The 17,917-nt window shown below is 69.3% G+C and carries 20 protein-coding genes; 9 read left to right on the top strand and 11 right to left on the bottom strand.

Annotated elements, in window-relative coordinates:
* Window positions 1-33 precede the first annotated feature (33 nt).
* Window positions 34-2,430 carry an EAL domain-containing protein gene (locus P0Y52_11370; GenBank protein ID WEK57136.1) on the top strand — a complete coding sequence of 799 codons (2,397 nt, stop codon included), beginning with the start codon at window positions 34-36 and terminating at the stop codon, window positions 2,428-2,430.
* On the opposite strand, the gene P0Y52_11365 is transcribed toward P0Y52_11370, so the two are convergent.
* Complete coding sequence (locus tag P0Y52_11365) at window positions 2,385-3,515, bottom strand: NADH:flavin oxidoreductase/NADH oxidase (GenBank protein ID WEK57135.1); 1,131 nt, start codon at window positions 3,513-3,515, stop codon at window positions 2,385-2,387. The genes P0Y52_11370 and P0Y52_11365 overlap by 46 nt on opposite strands.
* A gap of 157 nt (window positions 3,516-3,672) precedes the next feature.
* On the opposite strand from P0Y52_11365, the gene P0Y52_11360 reads away from it, so the two are divergent.
* Window positions 3,673-3,801 (top strand): hypothetical protein, encoded by a 129-nt coding sequence (locus tag P0Y52_11360; protein WEK57134.1) that lies wholly within the window; start codon window positions 3,673-3,675, stop codon window positions 3,799-3,801.
* Window positions 3,801-4,196 (top strand): hypothetical protein, encoded by a 396-nt coding sequence (locus tag P0Y52_11355; GenBank protein WEK57133.1) that lies wholly within the window; start codon window positions 3,801-3,803, stop codon window positions 4,194-4,196. The genes P0Y52_11360 and P0Y52_11355 overlap by 1 nt, the downstream gene beginning before the upstream one ends.
* A gap of 61 nt (window positions 4,197-4,257) precedes the next feature.
* Here the strand turns inward: P0Y52_11355 and P0Y52_11350 are convergent, their stop codons facing one another.
* From P0Y52_11350 to P0Y52_11330, 5 genes are all read right to left on the bottom strand, one after another.
* A complete protein-coding gene (locus P0Y52_11350; GenBank protein WEK57132.1) occupies window positions 4,258-4,683 on the bottom strand; it encodes a thioesterase in 426 nt (141 codons plus the stop codon).
* A 5-nt stretch (window positions 4,684-4,688) separates the two neighbouring features.
* Entirely contained in the window at window positions 4,689-5,039 is a 351-nt protein-coding gene (gene grxD / locus P0Y52_11345) for a Grx4 family monothiol glutaredoxin (GenBank protein ID WEK59487.1), read from the bottom strand.
* An 88-nt stretch (window positions 5,040-5,127) separates the two neighbouring features.
* Entirely contained in the window at window positions 5,128-6,378 is a 1,251-nt protein-coding gene (locus tag P0Y52_11340; protein ID WEK57131.1) for a hypothetical protein, read from the bottom strand.
* 131 nt (window positions 6,379-6,509) lie between these two features.
* Window positions 6,510-6,851: a hypothetical protein gene (locus tag P0Y52_11335; protein WEK57130.1), complete on the bottom strand. Its 342-nt coding sequence runs from the start codon at window positions 6,849-6,851 to the stop codon at window positions 6,510-6,512.
* A 111-nt stretch (window positions 6,852-6,962) separates the two neighbouring features.
* A complete protein-coding gene (locus P0Y52_11330; GenBank protein ID WEK57129.1) occupies window positions 6,963-7,862 on the bottom strand; it encodes a LysR family transcriptional regulator in 900 nt (299 codons plus the stop codon).
* A 56-nt stretch (window positions 7,863-7,918) separates the two neighbouring features.
* On the opposite strand from P0Y52_11330, the gene P0Y52_11325 reads away from it, so the two are divergent.
* Window positions 7,919-9,070, top strand: coding sequence for an MFS transporter (locus P0Y52_11325; GenBank protein ID WEK57128.1), 1,152 nt, complete (start codon window positions 7,919-7,921; stop codon window positions 9,068-9,070).
* Between the two features lie 30 nt (window positions 9,071-9,100).
* A complete protein-coding gene (locus tag P0Y52_11320; protein WEK57127.1) occupies window positions 9,101-9,709 on the top strand; it encodes a hypothetical protein in 609 nt (202 codons plus the stop codon).
* Window positions 9,710-9,740: 31 nt separating this feature from the next.
* Here P0Y52_11320 and P0Y52_11315 read toward each other — a convergent pair whose 3' ends face one another.
* Window positions 9,741-11,387, bottom strand: a complete 1,647-nt coding sequence (locus tag P0Y52_11315; protein WEK57126.1) for a peptide chain release factor 3 — start codon at window positions 11,385-11,387, stop codon at window positions 9,741-9,743.
* A 204-nt stretch (window positions 11,388-11,591) separates the two neighbouring features.
* Here P0Y52_11315 and P0Y52_11310 point away from each other — a divergent pair, with 204 nt between their 5' ends.
* Window positions 11,592-11,729: a hypothetical protein gene (locus P0Y52_11310; protein ID WEK57125.1), complete on the top strand. Its 138-nt coding sequence runs from the start codon at window positions 11,592-11,594 to the stop codon at window positions 11,727-11,729.
* Here P0Y52_11310 and P0Y52_11305 read toward each other — a convergent pair.
* From P0Y52_11305 to P0Y52_11295, 3 genes are all read right to left on the bottom strand, one after another.
* On the bottom strand, window positions 11,726-13,252 hold the full coding sequence (locus P0Y52_11305) for a tetratricopeptide repeat protein (protein ID WEK57124.1): 1,527 nt from the start codon (window positions 13,250-13,252) through the stop codon (window positions 11,726-11,728). The two genes, P0Y52_11310 and P0Y52_11305, sit on opposite strands and share 4 nt — an antisense overlap.
* 71 nt (window positions 13,253-13,323) lie before the next feature.
* On the bottom strand, window positions 13,324-13,704 hold the full coding sequence (locus P0Y52_11300; protein WEK57123.1) for a hypothetical protein: 381 nt from the start codon (window positions 13,702-13,704) through the stop codon (window positions 13,324-13,326).
* 324 nt (window positions 13,705-14,028) lie between these two features.
* Window positions 14,029-14,361, bottom strand: coding sequence for a DUF1491 family protein (locus P0Y52_11295; GenBank protein ID WEK57122.1), 333 nt, complete (start codon window positions 14,359-14,361; stop codon window positions 14,029-14,031).
* Between the two features lie 92 nt (window positions 14,362-14,453).
* Here P0Y52_11295 and P0Y52_11290 point away from each other — a divergent pair, with 92 nt between their 5' ends.
* The 3 genes from P0Y52_11290 (at window position 14,454) to P0Y52_11280 (ending at window position 17,190) form a co-directional block, all read left to right on the top strand.
* Window positions 14,454-15,293, top strand: coding sequence for a hypothetical protein (locus P0Y52_11290; protein ID WEK57121.1), 840 nt, complete (start codon window positions 14,454-14,456; stop codon window positions 15,291-15,293).
* 154 nt (window positions 15,294-15,447) lie between these two features.
* Window positions 15,448-15,687 (top strand): hypothetical protein, encoded by a 240-nt coding sequence (locus P0Y52_11285; GenBank protein WEK57120.1) that lies wholly within the window; start codon window positions 15,448-15,450, stop codon window positions 15,685-15,687.
* 153 nt (window positions 15,688-15,840) lie between these two features.
* Entirely contained in the window at window positions 15,841-17,190 is a 1,350-nt protein-coding gene (locus tag P0Y52_11280; GenBank protein ID WEK57119.1) for an amidohydrolase family protein, read from the top strand.
* 197 nt (window positions 17,191-17,387) lie between these two features.
* Here the strand turns inward: P0Y52_11280 and P0Y52_11275 are convergent, their stop codons facing one another.
* Window positions 17,388-17,882: a hypothetical protein gene (locus P0Y52_11275; GenBank protein WEK57118.1), complete on the bottom strand. Its 495-nt coding sequence runs from the start codon at window positions 17,880-17,882 to the stop codon at window positions 17,388-17,390.
* Window positions 17,883-17,917 lie beyond the last annotated feature (35 nt).

The following is a 17,917-nucleotide window of genomic DNA, read 5'->3' as shown; positions in this document are numbered from 1 at the left end:
GGGGGCAGTATCTTTCCCTTCCCCCCGGGTTTCATGCGTATCGTCGATTGTCTGACCACCGCCCATAACCTGGCGCTGGTCGCCCTGGCCGCGCTTGTCTGCGTGCTGGGCAGCTGGATCACCATCAGCCTGTTGAAGCGGGTCCGCAGCACGCGGGCCGGGGCGCGCGCCGCCTGGGTCTTCCTGGGCGCGGTCGCGGGCGGGGCCACCGTCTGGTGCACCCACTTCGTCGCCATGATCGCCTATGAGCCGGGGACCCAGATCGCCTATGAGCCGGGTCTCACGGGCCTGTCGCTGCTGGTCGCCATCCTCGGCTCCGGGGCGGCGCAGCTGCTGGCCGCGCAACGCTTCCCCGGTTCCGGCCTGGCGGGCGGGGTCCTGTTCGGCCTGAGCGTGGCCGCCATGCACTTTATCGGCATGGCCGCCCTGGCCGTCGACGCGGTGATCCAGTGGTCGGTCCCCTATGTCGTCGCGGCCGTGGTCGGATCCGTGGCCTTCAGCGCCCTGGCCTTCAAGGCGGACAAGCTGCGGCCGACGACCGGCGGGCGCTGGCTGGCGATCCTGAGCCTGGTTCTGGGCATTGTGGTGCTGCACTTCACGGCCATGTCGGCCATGACCATCCTGCCCTTCGTGCCGCTGGACGGGGCGCTGACGGGGGATGACGCCAAGCACATCCTGGCCATCGGCGTGGCGGGCGTCGGCCTGCTGGTCCTCGGCGCCGGCGCGGCCAGCTACGCCCTGGACAGCCAGTCGCGGGTCCAGGCCGAGGTCCGGCTGCAACACCTGATCGAAGGCAGCGTGGACGGCATGGCGGTCGAGCGCGACGGCGTGATCATCGCTCTGAACGCCGCCCTCCTGACCCTGCTCGGCGCCGAGCGTGAGGCCGTGGTCGGTCAGAGCCTGTCGCGCTGGGCCGAGGACGCCGCCCGCGTGAATGACGGCGACATGGTCCAGTCGTCCCTGACCACCATTTCAGGCGAGGTTCTGCCGGTCGAGCTGGCGGCCAAGCGCGATCACGCCAGCGAGGGCGAGGTCATGCTCTATTCGGTGCGCGACCTGCGCGCCCGCCAGGCCCAGGAGCGTCGCATCGCTCACCTGGCGCGCAACGACAGCCTGACCGGCCTGCCCAACCGCGCCTCCTTCCTGGAACGCCTGAACCGGCAGACGGCGACGATCCGGCCGGGACAGACCCTGGCCCTGTTCGCCCTGGACCTGAACCGCTTCAAGGAGGTCAACGACCTCTATGGCCACGCCGTCGGCGACCAACTGCTGTGCCGTATCTCCGACCACCTGCGCGACGCCTTGCGGGACGGGGAGTTCGTGGCGCGTCAGGGCGGCGACGAGTTCGTGGCCATGGCGCCCGTGGCCTCGCGCGCCGAGGCTCAGGCCGTGGCTGAACGCCTGCGCGCCGCCGTCATCCGCCCCGTCACCATCGACCACGCCGACCTGTCGTGCGGCGCCAGCATCGGGGTCTCGCTGTGGCCTCAGGACGCTGACGACCTGTCGACCCTGATCAACAACGCCGACCTGGCCATGTATCGCGCCAAGGGCTCGCTGACGGTCGATATCTGCTTCTATGAGGCGGACATGGATCAGGCCGTCCGTGCGCGCCGCCGCGTCACCCAGGCCCTGCGCGAGGCCCTGGATAACGAACAGTTCGAGCTGCACTATCAGGTCCAGGCCTCGGTCGAGACCGGCAAGGCCACCGGCTACGAGGTCCTGCTGCGCTGGAAGGACGAGAGCGGCCGCAACATCCCCCCGTCCGACTTCATCCCGGTGGCCGAGGAGACCGGCCTGATCCTGCCGATCGGCGAATGGGTGCTGCGTCAGGCCTGCAAGCAGGCCGCCGCCTGGGCTGAGCCGCACCGCATCGCGGTCAACCTGTCGCCGGTGCAACTGGGCCACGTCGACCTGCCGCGACTGGTGCATCAGGTCCTGCTGGAGACCGGCCTGGCCGCCTCGCGGCTGGAGCTGGAGATTACTGAAACAGCCATGATCAGCGACATGGAGCGCACCACCCATGTCCTGCGTCAGCTGAAGGCGCTCGGCGTCACCATCGCCATGGACGACTTCGGCACCGGCTATTCGTCGCTTTCGACGCTGCGGGCCTTCCCCTTCGACAAGATCAAGCTGGACCGCTCCTTCATGACCGAGCTGGAGGGCGCGGCGCCCCAGTCGCGGGCCATCATTCGCGCCGTTCTGACGATCGGTGAAAGCCTGTCGATCCCGGTGCTGGCCGAGGGCGTGGAGACCGCCGAACAGCTGGCCTTCCTGCGGGCCCAGGGCTGCGACGAGGTGCAGGGCTATCTGCTGGGCCGACCCCAGCCGGAGGCCGACGCCCTGGCGAACGGCGCCGCCCTCGTGGCGACGCCGTCCGGCGCGGATCAGGCCGCCATCGACCCGTCAGCCAGGGCGCGCGCCATCGCATAGCCGGGCCAGTAGGTAGCGCCGGCCCGCTCATAGGGGTGGGGAAGGCCTTCCGGTTGGCTCAGGGCCACGGCGGCGTGGTGGCCCCAGTTGGGGTCGTCCAGCACGGCGCGGGCGATCGCGATCAGGTCGGCCTTGCCCTGAACCAGCAGGTCCTCGGCCTGTTGCGGGGTGACGATCATGCCCACCGCCATGACATTGGCCTCGGGCGCCGCCGCCTTGACCGCCTCGGCGAAGGCGACCTGATAGTTGGGCTGGTCGCCAGGGATGCGGGCCGTGGCGACATTGCCGCCGCTGGTCAGGTGCAGATAATCGTAGCCCATGGCGTGCAGGGCGGCGCCGAAGACCTGGGCCTCCTCGACCGTGATGCCGCCCTCGGTCCAGTCCGAGCCGTTGAAGCGCACGCCCAGCGCCTTGGTGCGGGGCCAGGCGTCGCGCAGGGCCTGGGCCACGCGCAGGGGGAAGCGCATCCGGTTCTCCAGCGAGCCGCCGAATTCGTCCGTCCGCTCGTTCGACAGCGGCGACAGGAACTGGGTCAGCAGATAGCCGTGGGCGGCGTGCAACTCGACCAGATCGAAGCCTGCCCGGTCTGCCCGTTTGGCGGAATCGACGAAGGCCTCGACCACCCGGTCCATGCCCGCCTGATCCAGCGCCGTCGGGGTGTGCCAGTCGGCCTTGAAGGGCTGGGCCGAGGCGGAGAAGGTCTCCCAGGCCTTGTCGGCGGGGGCTGGGCCGCCCCGGTCGATCCACGGCGGATTGGTCGAGGCCTTGCGCCCCGCGTGGGCCAGCTGGATGCCGATGGGCGTGTCGGAATAGGTGCGGATGTCGCGGATGATCCGGGCGAAGGCGGCTTCCTGTTCGTCGTTCCACAGGCCGGCGTCGGCCCAGGAAATACGCGCCGCCGGCTCGACGCCCGTGGCCTCGATCACCACCAGGCCGGCGCCCGACAGGGCCAGCCGCCCGATATGCTGGGCGTGCCAGGGCTGGGGCACGCCCTCGATGGCGGAATACATGCACATGGGGGCCACGACGATGCGGTTCTTCAGCGTCAGCGGCCCAACAGCGCGGGGGGTGAACAACAGGCTCATTCTGGATCTCTCGGTTCGGTCCCCCGACAGGCGGGATGGGGGCGGCCACAGTAGCTATGACTGTGGCTGTTTCATTCAAGTGCCGCCTTTCCGATTATTCACATGACCGCGAACGGCGACGCTGGCAGTTTGCGGCCAGCCAAGAAGGGGAACACCTATGCGCCGTCTCATCATCGCTCTCGCCGTCGCCGCCATCGCCGCGCCCATGCTGTCGGGCTGCATCATCATCGCCAGCGACAAGCCGACCACCCGCGTCATCCACTCGAACACGACCGAGTCCAACTGATGCGCCAGGCCTCCATCAGGGCCGCCGTCGCCGCCGTCGTCCTGCTGCCCCTGCTGGGCGGCTGCGTCATCTATTCGAGCGAAGGCGGCGAGCGGAAGGTCAACATCAACGCCGCCAGCCAGGTCTCGGAGACCGAAACCCTGGAAGCCGTCCGCAAGGTCGACTTCGACGGCCAGCGCCTGAACGTCGTGGTCGGCTCCAACGGCTGCACCGAGGCGTCCAGCTTCGAGGTCAAGATCAAGGATACGGACCCGGCCGAACTCAGCCTGATCCGCCGCACGCCCGACCTGTGCCGGGCCATCGTCCGCGAAGGCGTCGTCGTCAGCTGGACCTACGCCGAACTGGGCCTGACGCCGGGCGCCGTCGTCCGCGTGCTGAACCCGATCAGCCTGTAAGGCTTGCCCTTTCCTCCCCATTGCTGCGCAACAGGGAGGAAAGGGCAAGCTCAAGCCATCGCTAGACCGAAAACGGCCCCAGCATCTCCGCCGGGATGCGGGCGGGGCGCAGGGTTTCGGCGTCGACCAGACACCATTCCGAGACGCCTTGGGCGCACAGACGGCCTTGGCCGTCCTCGATGCGGACATAGCGGTTGAAGCGCGGCCCCTGCGGGTCGCCGACCCAGGTGCGGGCGACGACGCCGACTGAACCGGGCGCAATGCCGCGCAGGTAGTCGATCTCGTGCCTCAGCGCGACCCAGGACCACTTCGCCCGCGTCGCCGCGTCGAAGCGCGCGTTCCAGTGGGCTGTGCCTACGTCCTGCAGCCAGCCGACATAGACCACGTTGTTGACGTGGTTGTTCTCGTCGATGTGTTCCGGCCGCACGTCCAGAGGGACGACGAAGACCTCGCGGTCCTCACGCGGTTGCAGCTGCGGCCGGGCCATGAGGCTTAGGCCTCGCCGAGGGCGACGCCCTTCTCGACCATCAGGGCCTGAAGCTCGCCGGCCTGGAACATCTCGCGCACGATGTCCGAGCCGCCGACGAACTCGCCCTTCACATAGAGCTGGGGAATGGTCGGCCAGTCGGTGAAGCTCTTGATGCCGTCGCGCAGGGCTTCGTCCTGAAGCACGTCGACGCCGACGAAGGCCGCGCCGACGTGGTCGAGGATCTGCACCGCCAGCGAGGAGAAGCCGCAGCGCGGCGCGTCCGGCGTGCCCTTCATGAACAGGACCACGTCATGCTCGGCCACGGTCTGGGCGATGAAGGCGTGGACGGGGTCGGCGGCGGCGTCAGCGGTCATTTGATCGGTCACGGTAAGGGGCCTTTCAGCGAAGCCCGTCAGCTAGGCGCCCAATGGGGCCGGGTCAAGGCCGCTGCGGCGTAAGGGCTCAGGCGGTTTCCGGCGTCCGCGCGAGACGTTCGGCGCGCTGGGCCAGGGCAGGGGCGCCGTGTTCGCGGGCGGTGGCGGCGGCCTCGACCAGCACCAAACCCAGTTCGCGCGGCGCCTGGCCGGTCCAGCGGGCGCGGGCCAGGGCGATCCGGGCCATCCCGATCTGGTCGGAGACCCAGTCCAGCGGCGTCGACACCACCGAGGGCCGGGTCAGGCGACGACGCAGGCCGCTTTCGATCTCCAGCAGGGCGGTCAGGTCGCCGATTGATCCGGCGCGCGTGGCTTCCTGCGCCACGCGGCGCTCGTGGGCCAGGGCGCCCAGAACCAGTCCGCCGCCCTCGGTCAAGGCTTCGGCCTGGACCAGGACCAGCAGGGGCAGGGTCTCGCGCTCGGCCCGCAGCACCTGGATGGCGGCCCAGTCCAGCGGGCTGTGGTCGGGGGTGAACTGGTCGGCGGCGGCGTCGAACAGGGCGTGGGCCTGATCGCGGGCGGTGACGTCGTCGGCCACGGCCGCCAGGGCGGCCATGCCGGCGGCGCACAGGGCCAGGGCGCGGGCGCGGCTGAGGGGGCGCTGTTCGGGCGCGGCGGCCTCGACCAGGACGCGCAGATCCTGTCCGGCCTGATCCAGCAGGCGCGGGTCGCGGGTGGCCAGACCGGCCTCCAGCATCAGGGCGGCGCGGTCCAGCCGCAGTTCGTCCTCGACGGCGCGCTGTTGTCCCTTCAGCCCGTGCAGGGCGCCGTCCAGCAGGGCGGCTGCGGTTTGCAGCCCGGTCGTATCGCCCGCGATCGAGGCCTGACGCGCCCGCAGCCGCGCGTGCAGGGCGGCCACGGCGGCGGCGGTGTCGCTCCGTCGCGCGGTCGGCAGGGCGGCCAGCAGGGTCAGGACGGCGTCCAGCCGGGCCGGCTCGCCGCACAGGTCAAAGGCCAGCATCCCGCTTTGGGCCAGTTCCAGGGTGGCGCGGATCGTTTCATCGTCGTTGCGAGCGTGGCGGGCGGCGTCGCGGGCCGCGGCCTCGGCCCGTTCCAGACTGGCGGCGGCGCCGCAGCGGCGGGCGTGCTCGCGCCACAGGGCCGAGGCGCGCAAGCTCGCCTCATGCGGGCGCGGACAGGAGACGCGGCCGGCATCGACCGACTGCTGACGCGCCTCCACCTCGACCAGGCCCAGACCGATCAGCTCCAGCCATCCGAGGTCGTCGCTGTCGCGCGCCTTCTCGAACAACCGCCGCAGATCTCTGCCGAATTCGAACATCACTAGCCTTCGTCGTCCCGCTTCGGGATCGCGAGGGCGATCCTGTCGTCGCTCAAGCAAACGCAGCGCCGCGGGATGGGTTCGGCTTGAGCATATGCGCGAAATTTCGCGGGGCGCGGGCGAACGCCGGATCAGCCCAGGCGCGGGGTCTTCTGGCGACAGCGTTGCAGGACCGCGCGGGCGTCGCTCTCGCCCGCCGACAGGCGTTTCACCGAATCGAGCCGGGCGCGGGTCTGGTCGTTTTCAGCGGCGACGGGATCGCGCCCGGCGGCTGTCGCCGCCTGCATGGCCGCCAGCGACCAGTAGAGGGCGGCGTCATAGAGGGTGCGGCCATAACGGCTCTCGCCGCCCTCCAGCTCCGACGCCGCCTGGGTCAGGCCAGCGCACCGCACCGCCTCGTCATAGGAGACGAGCCGGGTCGTCTGGGGCGAACCCAGAACCGCAAGCGCGGCGGTGACGACAGCGATGACCATCCAGAACTCCACGGCGCCCCGAGAGAAAAGGCCCGGCGCCGCATGCTCCCTAGAGAACCACGGTCGTGTGTCGGATGAAAGACGTGTTCAGCCCAGCTTCAGGTTGTCGTCTCATCGATCCGGCGCCGGCGGCATGGCGCGGCCCTGATCCGCCAGCCAGCGGACGAAGGCGCGCCGCGCCCGCGACGGCTCGCCCGCGCCTGGAATGGCCGCCACCGCGCCGCCGTCGGCGGAAAAGCCGAACGGGGCCAGCAGCCGTCCGTCGGTCACAGCCTCCGCCGCCAAAGCCCAGGGCAGGACCGCCGCGCCCCAGCCCGACAGGGCCGCGTCCAGAACGAAATGCAGGTGGGCGACGGGGCGCTCAGAGGTGGCGGTCGAAGTCTGGCCGCTGAGCGCCGACCAGTCCTTCCAGCCGGCGGGGTGGGTGCGGGCGGTCAGGCGCGGCGCGTTCAGCACCGCCGCGCGCGCATCCCCGCCTGCGAGGGCCGGCGCGATGACCGGGCCGACGGCGTTGGCGATGACCACCTCGGCCTTGAGCGCGGCGATCCGCTCGGGGTCGAGCAGACGCAGCACCACGTCGGCGCCCCGATGGCTGACCGCATGGGGCGCCAGGTCGACCAGATGCACCCGAATCTCGGGATGGCGCCGCCCGAAGTCGGCCAGGCGCGGGATCAGCCATTTGACCGACAGGCTGGCGTTGACGGCGACATGCAGGTCCTGACCCGCGCTGCGCGCCCTGGCCACGGCCGCGGCGACGCCGTCGAAGGCGACGGTCAGGCCGGGCAGCAGGTCGCGCCCCGCCCGCGTCAGGCTCAGGGCGTGACGCGGCCCCTCGAACAGCCGCACCCCCATCTGGGCCTCCAGCGCCTTGACCTGACGGCTGACGGCGCTGTGGGTCACGTTCAGCTCGGCGCCCGCCAGGGTGGCGCTGCCGGTCCGCGCCATCGCCTCGAAGGCGCGCAAGGCGTTCAGCGAGGGCAGGGCGGCGCCGGGTGTGAGGTTTTCGAACATGCCCTTCCCGATAGGTCGCTTTCGTCCCGGCGGCAATGCGGCGACAGCCACGTCTTATGTCGTCCTCAACCCACCGCCTGATCGTTCCTGTTCTCGGCTTCGGCCTGATCGTCGCCTTCGCCTCCAGTTACTACCTGCTGGGGGTGCTGGCCGAGCCGCTGGCGGCGGGGACCGGGACCACGCCGTCTCTGGTGTTCGCGGGGCTGTCGGGGGCCTTCCTGATCTCGGCGGCGCTCAGCCCCTTCGGCGGACACTGGGTCGATCGGCGCGGCGGGCGCGAGGTTCTGACGGTCGCCTCCGTGGTCTTCGCCCTGGGTCTGGCGGGGCTGGGGCTGTCGCAGGGGCCGGTCAGCATGGTCGCCTCCATCCTGACGCTGGGGATCGGCATGGGGGTCGGCTTCTATGGTCCCGCCTTCGCGGTTCTGGTCGCCCTCCACGGCGAGGAGGCGAAAAAGCCGATCACGGCGGTGTCACTGATCGGGGCCTTCGGCGGGGCGCTGGGCTGGCCCCTGACCCTGGCCATGATCGAGGCGGTCGGCTGGCGCGGGGCCTGTTTCGGCTGGGCGGCCCTGCATCTGCTGGTCTGTCTGCCGCTGTATCTGACCCTGCTGCCCGATGGTCGCGCGGGGCCGCGGCCGTCGGCGGAGGCTGGGCGGGTGCGCTGGGACGGGCGAATGCTCCGGCTGGCGGTGCTGTTCGCCGGGGCCTGGTGGATCGCCACGGCCATGAGCGCCCACCTGCCGCGCCTGCTGGGCCGGTTGGGGCTGGAGCCGGCCCAGGCGGCGGTGGCGGCCAGTCTGATGGCGGGCGCGGCGGTGGCGGTGCGGCTGCTGTCCTTTCTGACCTCAGGCAAGGGTTCGCCCATTGTGGTGCTGCGGCTGGCCACCCTGCTGCATCCGCTGGGCGCGGCCATCGCCTTCTTCGGCGGCAAGTCCCTGGCCGGGGCCGTGTCTCTGGGGCAGGGGGCGGGCAACGGCCTGCTGTCCGTGGCCTCGGGCGTCCTGCCGCTGCACCTGTTCGGCAAGGAGAACTACGCCACCCGGCAAGCCCTGATCCTGACCCCGGCCCGCTTCCTTCAGGCGGCGGCGCCCCTCAGCTACGGCGTGCTGCTGGACCGCTCGGCGGGGTTGGCCCTGGCGGCCTCCAGCGTCGTCTGCGTCCTGATGTTCGCCATGACCTTCGGGCTGGAGCGGCGATCGAGCGTGTAAATCCGCGCCCGTTCGGCCATGACATGAGACATGTGGATTCGTCGTTTCGTCCAGCTTCAGCTGGGGCTTTGCCTGTTCGGTTTCTCCGCCGCCCTGATGGTGCGTGCGGGGCTGGGGCTGGACCCCTGGAATGTCTTTCATCAGGGCCTGTCGGCGCAGTTCGGGATCAGTCTTGGCACGGTGGTGATCGCCATGGGCGTGCTGGTCATGCTGATGTGGATTCCGCTGCGCCAGAAGCCGGGACTGGGCACGCTGAGCAATATTTTCGTCATCGGCCTGGCGCTGGACGCCTCCCTGGCCCTGCTGCCGACGGTCGAGGGGCAGGGCTTTCGTGCGGCGCTGATGGTGTCCGGGGTGCTGCTGAACGCGATCGCCAGCGCCGCCTATATCGGCGCCGGCATGGGGCCGGGACCGCGCGACGGGCTGATGACCGGCCTGAACCGGCGGCTGGGCTGGTCGATCCGCGTCTCGCGCCTGACAGTGGAGATCGTGGTTCTGGGCCTGGGCTGGCTTCTGGGCGGGACCATCGGCCTCGGCACCATCGCCTACGCCCTGGCCATCGGCCCGCTGATCCAGGTCTTCCTGCCGTGGTTCAACGCCACGCCGAAGCGCGACGTCAGCCCGGCGCCGTCCGCCTGAGCCTCAGGCGGTTCCGGCGGCGGGGCGAGACCTAGCCCCGCTCCTTCGTCTTGGTGAAGGCGATCCGGGGGAATCGTTCGGAGACGTAGCCGGTTTCCCACGACGACTTGGCCAGGAAGACCGGAGCCTGGTCGATGTCGACGGCCATCTGGGGGCGGTACTTGCCGGCGAAGTCGTCAAGGTCGGCCTTGTCCCCGGCCACCCAACGGGCTTCGGCGTAGGGCGACGGCTCGAAGATGACGTCGAGGTTGTATTCCTCGCCCAGACGGTCGGCCATGACCTCGAACTGCAGCTGGCCGACGGCGCCGACGATGAAGTCCGAGCCCAGTTCGGGGCGGAACAGCTGGGTCACGCCTTCCTCGGCCAGACCCTCCAGCGCCTTCTTCAGGTGCTTGGCCTTCAGCGGGTCCTTGACGCGGACGCGCTGCAGGATTTCCGGGGCGAAGTTGGGCAGGCCGGCGAAACGGATCATGCCGCTTTCCGACAGGCTGTCGCCGACGCGCAGCACGCCGTGGTTGGGGATGCCGATGACGTCGCCGGCATAGGCGTCCTCGGCCAGTTCACGGTCGCTGGCGAAGAACATGATGGGGGCGTTGACGCTCAGCTGCTTGCCGGTGTTCTGGACCTTCAGCTTCATGCCGCGCTTGAACGATCCCGAGGCCATGCGGAACATGGCGATGCGGTCGCGGTGGTTGGGGTCCATATTGGCCTGGACCTTGAAGACGAAGCCGGTGACTTCGTTGTGGCCCGGCTCGACCGAGATCTCTACGGGCGCGGGGGCGTTGCGGGTCTCGGGCGGGGCTTCCTTGCGGGCCGGCATGACCTTGGGCGGCGGCGCCCATTCGCCGATGGCGGCCAGCAGTTCGTCGATGCCGAAGTGGCGCAGGGCCGAGCCCCACAGCACGGGCGTCATGTGGCCTTCGAGGAAGGACTGGCGGTTGAAGGCGGGATAGCCGGCCTCGACCAGTTCCTGGGCCTCCATCAGGGCCTCGTGCTCGCCGGCCTCGAAGTATTGCGCGGCCTCGGCCAGGGGCAGGGGGGCGGGGTGGCCGGGGTCCTCGGCGGCGCCGGCGGGCTTCTTGGTATAGGGCTGGAACTTGCCGGTGCCCATCTCGACCATGCCGCGCAGACGGTTGCCGCTCTCGGCGGGCCACCAGATCGGGGCGGGGTCCAGTTGCAGACGGGACGCGATCTCGTCCAGCAGGGCCATCGGGTCCTGGGCTTCGCGGTCCAGCTTGTTGATGAAGGTGATGATCGGAATGTCGCGCAGGCGGCAGACCTCGAACAGCTTCAGCGTCTGCGGCTCGATGCCCTTGGCGGCGTCCAGCACCATGATGGCGCAGTCGGCGGCGGTCAGGGTGCGATAGGTGTCTTCGGAGAAGTCTTCGTGGCCTGGCGTGTCCAGCAGGTTGAACATCTTGGCCACGCCGTCGGACGTGGTGTGCTCGAACGTCATGACCGAGGCCGAGACCGAAATGCCCCGTTCCTTCTCGATCTTCATCCAGTCGGACTGGGTCCGCCGGTTCTCGCCGCGCGCCCGCACGGCGCCCGCCGCGCGGATGGCGCCGCCGGCCAGCAGGATATGCTCGGTCAGCGTCGTCTTGCCGGCGTCAGGGTGCGCGATGATGGCGAAGGTCCGGCGGCGGCCGGCCTCTTCAGGCAGGGTCAGTTTCGACATGGCGCGCACGTAGCGCGAGCAGCAACGAAAGTCACTCCGTGGCGTCCACAAGGGCAGGGCGTCGCCCCGGCCATCCGGTGGGATTCGTCATGGGATTTCACAATCCTGTGAAAGACCCTTCGCGAAGCGGGGCTTTTGGGGGCATGCTCGTTTCCGTGAGACGCCGGTCCATGAGTCCGTCGCCGCAAGGGAAAAGGAAACGACATGGCTTTGGTGCATCCGGGCAAGGTCCCGTCCGTCCGCGTCGAGCGGGAAATCCATCCGGCGATCTGTCTTCTGGCGGGCTTTGGCGTCATCACTCTGCTGGCGAGTGGCGTGCATTTGCTGTTCGCCCTGCTCTAGGATGTCTCCTCGGCGGAGGCCGCATCGACGTCTTCCTCCGCCGGTTCTTCGCCGCGCGCCTTTGCGAGCAGGGCGCGCACGGCGCCTGAACTGCCGTGCGGGTGGTTGGCCAGCGGTTCCAGCAGGGCGATCGCCTCGGCGTTTCGACCGCGCATCACCAAGGCATTGGCCAGGTCATACCGCGCCTCGCTCAACTGGGGCGCCAGCGCAAAAGCCTGATCCAGCACGGCGATATCGTTGTCATTGGGGTAGCCGGCGTCGCTTCGACGATTGCGGGCCGCCAGCATCAGGGTGATGTAGTTCAGGTCGTCCTGGCGATGAGCGCGCACCAGGAAGGCGCGCGCCTCGGCGGCCAGACGGTCGGCCTCGTCTGGGTCTTCGACATCCTGGATGGCCGCCACGCGGGCGCGGGCAAGATATTGCAGAGCCTCAACATGTCCGGGCTCCAGCGTCAGCAGACGTTGAAGCGGCGCTTCGGCGGCGGCCGGATCGCCGAAATGCAGTTCGGCATGACCCAGGGCCAGCAGGGCCAGGGGATCGTCCGGGTAGCGCGCGGCCAGGCGGCGCACCTCTGCGGCGGTGGCAGGACGCAGGTCGGCGGGGACGCCCAGCTTCAGGCGCTGGTTCAGCAGCAGCAGGTCATCAGCGGATTCCGGCATCGACGTGATCGTCACGGGGGCGGCGGGGATGGCCGCCGTGACGATCTGGAAGGACAGATTGCCGGTCGCATAGCGCCGCAGGGTGTCGCGCAGCCGGATCATGTTCAGGCCGGTCGCCCGCTCCATCGCTTCGACGGAATCGCCGCCCGCGCCGACGTCCAGCAGATAGGCCGACAGCATCTTCTGCCGCTCGGGATTGCTCATGAACCAGTGGGTCAGCAGCCAGGCCAGGGGGTAATAGGTCTCGCCATTGGCGGCGCGCTCCTGGGGACGGCGCGACAGAAGGTCCTTCATCTCCATCCACGGGGCGCTCATCAGCCAGGCCGCCCGATTTTCGTTGAAACGCCCCACGGTGAAACGATCAGCCTTGATCTCGACTGTGGCGTAGTATTCGGCGAAGCCTTCGACGAACCAGCCGGGATAGGCGTAGGAGAAGTTGTGCATCATGAAGTGATGCGCGTACTCGTGCTTCAGGGTGTCGACGTTCCGGTCGCGAATGGCGACGCCGAAGATGTCTTCGCCCGAGGCGCTGTAGAAGCCGGCCAGGCTGCTCGAAGCGCCCGGACGGACCTTGGCCAGTTCGGCCGAAGACGCCACCAGGTAGATCGGCAGTTTGCGCAGGGTCGGCGTGTCGCCCGGCAGGCCCATCCGATAGCGCAGCACGCGGTCGTAGGACTCCAGCTCCTGCACGAAGTCGCGCAACTGGCGGTCGCCGACATCGCTGTAAACGATGAAACGGTCGCTCTCGGCCTTGCGCCATTCGGCGTGGGCGGGCGCAGCCGTCGCCAGGGCGGCCGCCAGGACGGCGGCGAGGCCGGGCCTCGACCGACGGCGTTGGCTCGAAGTTATCTGATTGAAAAGCATAATGAGTTCCCCCGCCGCACTAGCCGGACGGGCTTACCCAAGGTGGTGACGCAAGAAAAGGGGGCGCGGCGTCAGGCCGCCATGCGTCCCCAGACGGCCTTGTCGGCGGCGACGGCGCTCAGGCGGCCGTGGGCGGCGCGGGACTGAAGCTGGCGCATGATCATCTCAGGCAGGGCGCAAAAGCGCGGCTCGACCAGTTCGGGCGCGCAGCCGGCGTCGGGGGCGGCGAACAGGGCGGCGTTCACGCCCTCGGTCTTGTGCGCGATCAGCCAGGCCAGACGCCGGGCGCGGGCCGGATCGTTCCGGTGCAGCATGGGGTCTTCGGCGAAGAGGTCGCAGCCCATTTCCAGCACATAGTCGAAGTCCAGCTTCTCGAAGCGCCGCACGTCATGGCTCGGGGCCGGGCAGGCCTCGTCCAGATCGAACACGACGTCGTTCAAGAGAAACAGCATGGGCCGTCCACCGCTACGCTGGGCCCTTCTGGCCCGATGAGACAGGCTTACCGGCGACTCGCTTGCGGTCCGGTTCACGAACGCGGTGAACGCGCGGTTAGGCATTATTTGTGGGGCCTACCGCCCTTCGGGCTGCTTGAGGCCTGATTCACGCTTGGGCTTATCGCGCTGCACGAGGCCCGTTGGAATCTTGGGATTTTGGCGCTGCTTTCCTCCCCATTGCATGGAGAGGGGGACCATGAAGTGGTGGAGGGGGCGACACGACGCTGACCATATGAAGCGCAAACTTGGACCGGGCGGGGCCGCCCCCTCCGTCACGGGCGCTTACCCCTCCTGCACCTTCTCCGTCAGGAAGTGCCGTCCCTGGCGGTCTTCGATCTCGACCACCCAGAGATCGGGATCATAGCGGCGCTGGCGTTCGATATAGGCGTCCAGCTCGCTCTCCATCTCGCTGACGACGGGCTGGATCCACAGGGGTTCGCCGTCCATGCCGGTGGCCTCGGTGAACAGGCGCGCCGTGCGCTCAGACGTGTTGTAGGCCTTGACGATGACGGCGCCGCCGCGCGGGTCGCCCTTCTTGACCACGGTGGCGTAGGCGCCCTCCAGTTCGGCGCGGCGGATCAGGGCGCCGGCCCAGACATCGGTGGAAAGAAGCAATTCGCTAACCCTGATTGGACACGGGACCGGAACCTTGCGGCCCTAGGGTCGAGCCCATGAGGATAGGCCTTTCCCCCCGAACCGCCAGCAGAATGCTGGCCGCCACGGTCGCCGCCATGACGCTGGCGGCCCCGGTCGGCGCGGCGCGGGCGGCGGTGACGGACGCCTTCTACGATCGCGCCTTCATGCTGGCCGCGCACCGCAAGTGCGGCCTGTTCGAGCCCCAACTGATCGCCGCTCTCGACGCCGCCGCCTGGCAGGCGCGGGGCGCGGCCCTGCGCGCGGGAACCTCGGCGGCCGATCTGTCGGCGGCGGCGGCGCGGGCGCAATCCAAGGCCGCGCGCACGGCTTGCGACGACGGCGACCTGGGCCGGGTGCGGGTGCGGGTGGAGGCGGGCTTCGCCGGCTGGTCGCGGGCGGCCCGGATGAGCTTCCCCGGCGATCGTTCCGCTTGGCGCGGCGACCGCTATGAAAGCCAGGCGATCGGCTGGCGTCTGGTGCAGGACAGCGCGACCGGCGGCTCGCCGGTGCGCTTCGGCCTGGCCGGAACCGGGCCGACAGCGACCACGCCGGTGGCGGTGGTCTCCTTCGTGGGCCGGCCCCGACCCTATGCCGCGCGGCTGGTCATGCGCGACCGGGACCAGGCGCCGCGCGTCTGGCTGACGGGCGGCGGTCTGCCGCCGGAATCGGTGCGCCGCGTCTTCTTCGCCGCCTCGGCCCAGGCCGCTGAACCGACCCTGCTGAGCGAGGGCGCGCGTCAGGGCGAGGTCTGGACCTTCTCGACCCAGGCCGCCGACGCCATCGCCCAACTGGACCCGCGCGAGACCTTCGTCATCCAGTTCCTGTTCCGCGACGACAGCGTGGCGGAAGCTCGCTTCGAGGCCGGCGATTTCGCCGCCGGCCGCGCCTTCCTGGCCATGGGCGCAATCTAGACGCCGTCCGCAGCGACCCTGGTTCTTCGTCCCACGAGCCGCCGTATAGAAGCCGCGTCGCGTCCTGAGCCTGCCACCCTGGGGCGCCAACATCGCACACCACATCGACGGTGATGTCCGCTCCCGACCCATTGCGGACCTACGAAAAATATCCTTGGCTGACGGTATGCTCAGAACCTACTCGATGCTCTCCCGCGCGGCCCAGCTTGTGGGAGTGCTGGTGCTTGCGGGTTCTCTCTTTCTTGCCATCGCCTTCCTGCAAGATGGCGACAAACCCGCCGCGCTTTTCTGCGCGACCATGACCCTGGCCTCAGCCGCCTTCATCGTCCTCGCAGGCTGGATGCGGAAGCGGATGAAGGCGTGGTCAGATAAGTTCCCACCTAGCGTCCGCTAACCACCCACAGCAGCCACGCCTTCAGAGCGCTTTCCAGGTCTGAGACCCATCGGCGCCGCCGAGGCTTCGACCTTGGCCTGAGGGAACTGTCCGAGGACACCTTCGTTCATCGAGCGGCGTGCGCGGCGCGGGCGCGGCTTCGGGAGGCGGGTGATGGGCCATCTGGATCGCAGGGCGGTTCTGGCCGGCGGGATCGTTTCGGGGGGTCTGGCCCTGGCGACGGGCGGGCAGGCATTTCAGGTCGATCGCCCGGCCGAGACCCTGTTTCGACAAGTGCGCGTGTTCAACGGGCGGTCCGCCGCCGTCTCGGGGCCCGCCGACGTCCTGGTGCGGGGCCAGACGATCGCGGCCGTGGGGGCCGGGCTGACCACAGGCGGCCGGGTGATCGACGGGCGCGACAGAACCCTGATCCCGGGTCTGATCGACATCCATGCCCATCTGGAATTCTACAACCTGCCAGCGCTCGAGTTCAGCAGCGCCGACCCCCATTATCTGCAGATTCGCCAGGCCGCCGCCGCGCGCGACTTCCTGATGTGCGGCTTCACCTCGGTCCGGGACGCCGGGGGGCCGACCTTCGGCCTCAAGCGGGCCATCGACGAGGGCTTCGTGGCGGGGCCGCGAATCTGGCCGTCGGGGGCCATCATCTCCCAGACCTCGGGACATGGGGAATCGCGGGCGATCAACCAGTTGCCGTCGCCGTGGAACCGCGAACTGACGGCGCATGAACGCGCCGGCTATCTGGCCGTGGCGGACGGCGTGCCCCAGGTTCTGGAAAGGGTGCGCGAGCAGCTGTTCCAGGGCGCCAGCCAGATCAAGCTGGCCATCGGCGGCGGGGTCAGCTCCAACTTCGACCCCCTGGACGTCACCCAGTTCAGCCCCGAGGAAATCCGCGCGGCGGTCGGGGCCGCCGAGGACTGGGGGACCTATGTGATGGTGCATGGCTATACGCCCCGCGCCATCAACCGGGCGATCGACTGCGGGGTGAAATGCATCGAGCACGGCCAGCTGCTGGACGAGGCCACGATGCGGCGGATGGCGAATGAGGGCGTCTGGCTCAGCCTTCAGCCCTTCCTGGAGGACGAGGACGCCATTCCCACGGCGCCCGGCTCGGCCAATGAACGGAAATATCGTCAGGTCGCCGAGGGCACGGACCGCGCCTATGGCCTGGCCCGGCGACTGGGGCTCAAGGTGGGCTTCGGCACGGACATTCAGCTCAATCCCAGGGGCGCCGTTCGCCAGGCCCACTATCTGCCGAAGCTGCTGCGCTGGTACGGGGCCGGCGAGGCGCTGAAGATGGCGACCCACGACAACGCCGCCCTGCTGGCCCTGTCTGGTCTGCGCAGCCCCTATGAGGGGCGCCTCGGCGTGATCGAGCCGGGCGCGCTCGCCGATCTTCTGCTGGTCAATGGCGATCCGGTGGCTGACCTCAACCTGCTCTCGGACCCCGCGCGGAACCTTGCCGTCATCATGAAGGACGGGGTCCTGGTCAAGGACGCCGCCTGACCCTGGCTCTGCCTCACGCCTGAAAGGTCGTATTGACATCTTCGTCAATTAATGCGCTTTGGGTGAGGCGATGGGGGTGTCCGGAAAGGCCTCTGATCGCGCCGGCTTGATGCGCCTGACCTGCAGGGCGCGTCACCTGATTGTGTGATCCCTCGACTTCGCCCGCTCCGGTTCGTCCGGGGCGGGCTTTTTATCGCCTAGTCCAGTCGGGTCTGGATACGCTTCAGCGGGGGAAGGCCTTTCAACTGGCTCCAGATCAGCACCGCCTTTCCGTCGCGCGGCGGGGCCACGGTGCAGGTAAAGCCCTGGAACGGCGCGCCGTCGCGCATCAGCAGCAGCACCCCCGGCGAGGGGACCTCTGCGCGGTAGGTGACGCCGTCCAGTTGATCGATCTCATCAAGGCGGGCGTGGATGGCCGCCACGTCGGTTTGCGCGCGGTTCGAGCCGAAATACATCATGCCGCCGTCGGCGCGGAACCGCAGATAGTCGTGGGGCGCCAGGGCGTAGTGGGCCTCGACCCCCGTTTCGCCCGCCGTCACCATCTGACCCTGCCACAGGCCCACGACGTCGGCGAAGCCGCAGGGGCGGCCCTCGGCCAAGGGCTCGGCTTCAAATCCCGACTGGGCTTGGGCCGGGGCGGAGCCGACCGCCAGGCCGGCCGCAGCCGCCGCGATGGAAAGGGCTTTGAGCATCAGTCTTCCCAACTGCGTGCGGATGAGGGAGCGCG

The organism is Candidatus Brevundimonas phytovorans (assembly GCA_029203145.1).
Lineage (GTDB): Bacteria > Pseudomonadota > Alphaproteobacteria > Caulobacterales > Caulobacteraceae > Brevundimonas > Brevundimonas phytovorans.
This window is presented reverse-complemented; position numbering and strand designations above follow the sequence as displayed.